This window comes from Streptomyces hirsutus, from assembly GCF_001418415.1.
Classification (GTDB): Bacteria; Actinomycetota; Actinomycetes; order Streptomycetales; family Streptomycetaceae; genus Streptomyces; species Streptomyces hirsutus.
In genome coordinates this window covers 24,439-30,718 of sequence record NZ_LIQT01000303.1, presented here as the reverse complement: position 1 = coordinate 30,718, position 6,280 = coordinate 24,439, and the positions used below count along the sequence as shown (strand labels likewise).

Sequence of the window (6,280 nt, the reverse complement as noted above, 5' to 3'; positions counted from 1 at the left end):
CCTCCGGTGCTGAGCAGGAGCACGCCGCCCCCGCCGAGGCCGGGCATTCCTTCGGCCTCCCCGAAGCCCTGCTCGCCGCCCCCCTCCTCGCCGCCGGCCTCCTCGGCGCCCTCGGGCACCGGCGCCGGCAGGCGCTGTGGCAGTCCGCGTTCGGGGCGATCGGGGGGCGGCGCGGAATGGAGCCGCCCACGCCGCACGGGGACGCCCAGGACGTCCAGGACGCGCTGCTCGTCGGCGCCGACCCCGAGGGCGTACGGCTGCTCGACCGGTCCCTGCGCGGGCTCGCCGCCTCCCTCGCCGCCGAGTCGCGGGCCCTGCCGGTCGTCTACGCGGCCTGGCTCAGCGCCGGCGACCTGCACCTCCAGCTCGCCCAGCCGGCCGGCAAGCCCCCGGCGCCGTGGCGGCTCGGGCAGGATCAGACGTTCTGGATGCTGGCCAAGGACGACGCCGGGCGGTACGAGGACGTCGACACCGCCGCCCCCTACCCCGGTCTGGTCAGCCTCGGCACCATGGACGACTCGCGGCTGCTGCTCAACCTGGAGTCCGTCCCCGGCATCGTCTCGCTGAGCGGCAGCGAGGCCGACCGGGCGGCCGTGTTCGCCTCCGTCGCCGCCGAGCTGGCGACCAACGGATGGTCGGACCGTATGACCATCACCCTCGTCGGGTTCGGCGAGGACCTGACCCCGCTCGCCCCCAACCGGCTCCGCCACCTCGACGACATCGAGGCACTCCTCGAGACCATGGAGGCGGAGACACGGCAGCGGCGGGGCGCGCTGGGCGCCGCCGGGCACGACTCCGTCCTCACCGGACGCACCGGCCCGGCCCAGCACACCCGCTGGGCCCCGCAGCTCGTCCTGCTCGCCGCCGAGCCGTCCGCCGAGGACGCCGTCAAGCTTGCCGAACTCGCCGCCGACGCGAGCCGCCTCGGCATCGGCTACCTCGTCGGCACCGGGAGCGGCGATCTGCCGGGCGCCGCCTGGGAGATGGAGATCACCGGCGAGGGCAAGCTGCTCGCGCCCCTGCTGGGCCTCGAACTCGACGCGCAGCTCCTGCCCGCCGCCCAGCAGCGCGCGGTCGTCGAACTCTTCGTGGAGGCCGACCCGGACCGCGGGCCCGACGGGCCGGTCAACACCCCGCCGTTCCTCGTCGACATCAGTGAGCAGGGCCGGCCGGCCGTGTACGCGCGACTCGTCGGACCGTACGAGATCATCGGCCTCGACACCCCGGACGGCGAGCGCAGCGCCCTGCTCCACGAGGCGCTCGCCCTGCTGCTCCTGCACCGCGAGGGCGTGCACCCGCAGGTGCTGTCGTCCGCGCTGTGGCCGCGCGGTGTCACCGACGACGTGCGCGAGGCGCTCCTGGACCGGCTGCGCGCCTGGCTCGGCACCGACCCCGACGGCACCCCTCGCCTCGGCACCGACCGCACCGGCCGGCTCACCCTCGCCCAGTCCGTCGTCTCCGACCTGGACGTGCTGCGGTCGCTGTACCACGAGGCGACCCAGGGCAAGGGCGTCGACAGCCGGGCCGTGCGCGGACGGCTGCTCACCGACGCGCTGGTGCTGGTGCGCGGGCCGCTGCTCGCCGACCGGCCCGAGGGCCGCTACCGCTGGCTCACCCACGAGATCGTCGACGCCCAGCTTCCGCTGCTCGTCGCCGACACCGGGCTCGCCCTCTCCGAGTTCCACCTGGAGAAGGGCCGCGCGGAGAAGGCCATCGAGGCGCTCGACGCGGCCCTGCGCACCGCCCCGGCCGACGAGCGGCTGTGGAACGAGCTGCTGCGCGCCACCCACGCCCTCGACGACCCCGCCCGGCTCACCGCCCTCGCCGCCGACCTCATCGGCCGCAGCGGCGTCCGCGGGCTGCCGCCGCGCACCGAGGCGCTGCTCGACGAACTGCTGCCGGCCTGGCGCGACGCGGTCGAGGCCGCGGCCGCGGGATGAGCGACCTGCCGGTGCCGTCGGTCGCGGTCGTCGTCCTGGTCGCCGCGCTGTGGGGCGCGGCGGCGGGCGCGCTGCTGCCCCGCGCGGTGTACCGGTTCGCCGTCCCGGCGGGGGAGGCGTGGCACGCCCGGTGCCCCGGGGGACATCCTCTGCGCGGGTGGCTCGGACGGGCCCGGTGCGGACAGTGCGCCCCGCGCGGGGAGGGCGCCGGGGGCGCCGGGGACGCCGGGAGCGAAGGGGACACCGGGCGCGAGGCGGATGTCACGCGCGGAGACGGAGAGAGGGCGACCGGGACGTCGTACGGCACCGGCCCCGTCGCTCCGGCAGCCGTGACCGCGCTCGTCTGCGCCGCCCTTGCCGCCGCCACCGGAACCCGGCCCGAACTGGCCGTCTGGCTGCTGCTCGCGCCCGTCGGCGTGCTGCTGGCGGTCGTCGACTTCCGGGTGCAGCGGCTGCCCGACCCGCTCACCCTCCCCTTCGCCGCGGCCGCCCTCGCCCTGCTCGGCGTGGTCGCCCTCGTCCCCGAGCACGCGGGCACCTGGACGACCGCCCTGCTGGGCGCCCTGGCGCTCGGCGCCGGCTACTTCGCCCTGTTCCTCGTCAACCCGGCCGGCATGGGCTTCGGCGACGTGAAGCTCGCCCTCGGCGCGGGGGCCGTCCTCGGCTGGTACGGCTGGCCGACCGTGATGCTCGGCACCTTCGCCGGGTTCCTGTTCGGGGCGCTGTACGGCGGTGCCCTCGTCGTCGCGCGGCGGGCGGGGCGCGGGACGGCCATCCCGTTCGGGCCGTTCCTGATCGCCGGGGCGTTCGCCGGGCTGCTGATCGGCGCGTACACGGCGTGACGCGTCCGGTGTCACCGACCGGGTGCGTACCCGGGCCGAGGCGTACCCCCTCCGACGGGTGTCCGACCCGATGCGCGCCCGGCCCGATGCGTGCCCGACCCGACGCGTGCCCGGCCGCCGCGTGACGCACGTCCGGCAGCGGTGTGACGCACTCCGGCCGCCGCCGGCGCGTAGGCGCGTACACGATGTGACGGTTGGGCAGGTGCGACGGGTGCCCCTCGGCCTGACGTCGGGCGTCGTGGGCCGCTGGCGTAGGCTGGTTCAGCCCGTCCACAACCCTTACGAACCTTACGAAAGGGACGCCCGGTGACCGAGAAGGCCGACCTTCAGCCCATCCTCGACCGTGCCGCCGCCGGTGGGCGGATCACCCCCGAAGAGGCGCTCGACCTCTACCGCGACGCTCCGCTGCACGCGCTGGGCGCCGCCGCCGACGCCGTGCGCAGGCGGAAGTACGCCGGCACCGAGCACATCGCCACGTACATCATCGAGCGCAACATCAACTACACGAACGTGTGCGTCACGGCGTGCAGGTTCTGCGCCTTCTACGCCGCGCCCAAGGACACCGCCAAGGGCTGGACCCGCGACCTCGACGACATCCTGCGCCGCTGCGCGGAGACGATCGAGCTGGGCGGCACGCAGATCATGTTCCAGGGCGGCCACCACCCGGACTACGGCGTCGAGTACTACGAGAAGCACTTCGCCGCCATCAAGAAGGAGTTCCCGCAGCTCGTCATCCACAGCCTGGGGGCGAGCGAGGTCGAGCACATGGCCCGGATCTCGAAGGTGTCGGTCGAGGAGGCCATCACCCGGATCCACGCGGCCGGGCTCGACTCCTTCGCCGGGGCCGGGGCCGAGCTGCTGCCCGAGCGCCCGCGCAAGGCCATCGCGCCGCTGAAGGAGTCCGGCGAGCGCTGGCTGGAGATCATGGAGATCGCGCACGGGCTGGGCGTGGAGTCGACGTCCACCATGCTGATGGGCACCGGCGAGACCAACGCCGAGCGCATCGAGCACCTGCGCATGATCCGGGACGTGCAGGACCGCACCGGCGGCTTCCGCGCCTTCATCCCGTACACCTACCAGCCCGAGAACAACCACCTGAAGGGCCGGACGCAGGCCACCCTCTTCGAGTACCTGCGGATGATCGCCATCGCCCGCGTCTTCCTCGACAACGTGGCCCACATCCAGGGCTCGTGGCTGACCACCGGCAAGGAGGTCGGCCAGCTCTCCCTGCACTACGGCGCCGACGACCTCGGCTCGATCATGCTGGAGGAGAACGTCGTCTCGTCGGCCGGCGCCAAGCACCGCTCCAACCGGCTGGAGATCATCGACCTGATCCGCCGTGCCGGACGGGTACCCGCCCAGCGGTCGACCACCTACGAGCACCTCGTCGTGCACGACGACCCGGCCGACGACCCCGTCGACGACCGTGTGGCCTCCCACATCTCCTCCACGGCGATCGAGGGCGGCACAGCCCACCCGGAGCTGAAGCTCCTGGCCTCCAACTAGGTTCCGTGTGCCGACACTTCACGCGGCCGACCTGCTGATCACGGGCGACGGCCGGCCGCCGGTGCCGCAGGGTGCGGTTCTCGTCGACGGGCGGACGGTCGCGGCCGTCGGCCCGTACGGCGAACTGGCGGCCGCACATCCCACGGCCCGGGTACGACGCTGGCCGGGACTGCTCACCCCCGGGCTCCTGAACCCGTACGGGCCCGAACTGCTGGAGCACGCCTACCATCCCGACCCGCGCGAGGCCGACGAGCTGGGCACCGCACCACTCGTCGGCGAGGCGCTCGCGGCGCTGCCGATGACCGACGCCCGCTGGGGCGCGAGCGCGCGCCGCGGGGTGCAGCGGATGCTGGCGCACGGGACCGTCGCCGTCGGCGGGGAGCCGCGCCGGCCCGCCGTGGCGGACGCGGTGCGCCGGGCCGGGCTGCGCGTGGAGCCGAGGCCGGCCGGAGTCCCTGCCGGGGCCGCCGGCGAAGAGGGCGTGTCCTGGGACGGCGTGCCGTGCCTCGATCCGCTGGGCGGCCGGTCTCCGGCCGAGGCGTTCGTGACACCGTTCCCGAACCGGGGCTCGGCGGCGACGTTCGCCGTGTTCGACGTCCCCGACGAGGCCGCGCTGGCCGAACGGGGAGCCGTCACGTGCGTGGCGACGGTCCTGGCGGGACGACTGGTGTACCGGCGCCGGTAGCCCGGCCTGTCGCCCGGCGTCCGGGGGCTCCGGGACCGTGGCGGGCCCGTCCTGCCACAATGGGCCCGTGACCCGCGCATCCCTGAACAAGCAGCCGCACGAAGTCGCCTCGATGTTCGACCACGTCGCGGAACGGTACGACCTGACCAACGACGTGCTGTCGCTCGGTCAGGACCGGATCTGGCGCAAGGAGGTGGCGAAGGCGGTCGGCGCACGCCCCGCGGAGAAGGTCCTGGACCTGGCGGCCGGTACGGGGACGTCCTCGCTGCCCTTCGCACAGGCCGGCGCCTACGTCGTCCCCTGCGACTTCTCCCTCGGCATGCTCCAGGTCGGCAAGCGGCGCCGGAACTGGCTGCCGTACACCGCCGGCGACGCGACCCGGCTGCCCTTCAAGGACGACGTCTTCGACGCCGTCACCATCTCCTTCGGGCTGCGCAACGTCCAGGACACGGACGCGGCCCTGCGTGAGATGCACCGGGTGACCCGGCCCGGCGGACGCATCCTCATCTGCGAGTTCTCGCACCCCACCTGGACGCCGTTCCACACCGTGTACACCGAGTACCTGATGCGCGCGCTGCCGCCGGTGGCCCGCGCGGTGTCGTCCAACCCCGACGCGTACGTCTACCTCGCCGAGTCCATCCGGGACTGGCCCGACCAGCCCGCCCTGGCCGGTCGGCTGCAGGACGCCGGCTGGACGAAGGTGGCCTGGCGCAACCTCACGGGCGGCGTGGTCGCGCTGCACCGGGGCCTCAAGGCGAGCTGAGGCGAGGCGGTCCGGGTCGGGGAGCGGGTCCGGACCGGGGTCGGTCAGGGCGAGCCGGGGAAGGCCCCGACCGGTCAGGACGAGCCGGGGAAGGCCCTGACCGGTCAGGGCGGGCCGAGGGTCGCCGTCGCCGCGCGGGGCACGGCCGCGCCGGGGGCGCCGGGTTCGTCCAGTTCCCGCTGGAGGCCGCCGCCGGGCGGTACGGGTCCGCGCGGCTCGCGCACGCCTCCGCCGCCGTCCCCCTCGCCGAAGTCGAACCACACGTGCACCAGGGAGTCCCGCGGCACCTCGGCACCGGGCTGCGGATACTGGCGCACGACGTACTCGACGACGGTCAGGTGGAAGTCCGGCCGGTCCGGCGCCTCGAGGTACAGGCCGCGCGCACGAGCCGACTCGCGCGCGTCCACGGCCATCAGGCCGACCAGGCGCGGAACGCGCACCTCGGGTGTCCTGTCGAGTGTCCTGGGTGTCATACGCACGGACGTCACCCCCCAGCGGTACCGGCAGAGTAGGCACGGCCCCGCGCCGACAGGAAGCATCGCGT

6 protein-coding genes are annotated in these 6,280 nt (G+C 74.6%); 5 read left to right on the top strand and 1 reads right to left on the bottom strand.

Going from position 1 to position 6,280, the window contains the following annotated elements; all coding sequences use genetic code 11:
* The 5 genes from AOK11_RS22505 to AOK11_RS22485 form a co-directional block, all read left to right on the top strand.
* The coding region (locus tag AOK11_RS22505; protein ID WP_055595540.1) for an AfsR/SARP family transcriptional regulator at nucleotides 1–1,940 on the top strand (1,940 nt) is incomplete at its 5' end.
* Nucleotides 1,937–2,782 (top strand): prepilin peptidase, encoded by an 846-nt coding sequence (locus AOK11_RS22500; RefSeq protein WP_055595539.1) that lies wholly within the window; start codon nucleotides 1,937–1,939, stop codon nucleotides 2,780–2,782. The genes AOK11_RS22505 and AOK11_RS22500, both read left to right, overlap by 4 nt.
* Before the next feature lie 306 nt (nucleotides 2,783–3,088).
* Nucleotides 3,089–4,288: a cyclic dehypoxanthinyl futalosine synthase gene (gene mqnC, locus AOK11_RS22495; RefSeq protein WP_055595538.1), complete on the top strand. Its 1,200-nt coding sequence runs from the start codon at nucleotides 3,089–3,091 to the stop codon at nucleotides 4,286–4,288.
* A 7-nt stretch (nucleotides 4,289–4,295) separates the two neighbouring features.
* Nucleotides 4,296–4,973, top strand: coding sequence for an imidazolonepropionase-like domain-containing protein (locus tag AOK11_RS22490; protein ID WP_167353823.1), 678 nt, complete (start codon nucleotides 4,296–4,298; stop codon nucleotides 4,971–4,973).
* A gap of 67 nt (nucleotides 4,974–5,040) precedes the next feature.
* Entirely contained in the window at nucleotides 5,041–5,736 is a 696-nt protein-coding gene (locus AOK11_RS22485) for a demethylmenaquinone methyltransferase (protein WP_055595537.1), read from the top strand.
* A gap of 104 nt (nucleotides 5,737–5,840) precedes the next feature.
* On the opposite strand, the gene AOK11_RS22480 is transcribed toward AOK11_RS22485, so the two are convergent.
* Complete coding sequence (locus AOK11_RS22480) at nucleotides 5,841–6,209, bottom strand: PASTA domain-containing protein (RefSeq protein ID WP_079035011.1); 369 nt, start codon at nucleotides 6,207–6,209, stop codon at nucleotides 5,841–5,843.
* Nucleotides 6,210–6,280: the final 71 nt, after the last annotated feature.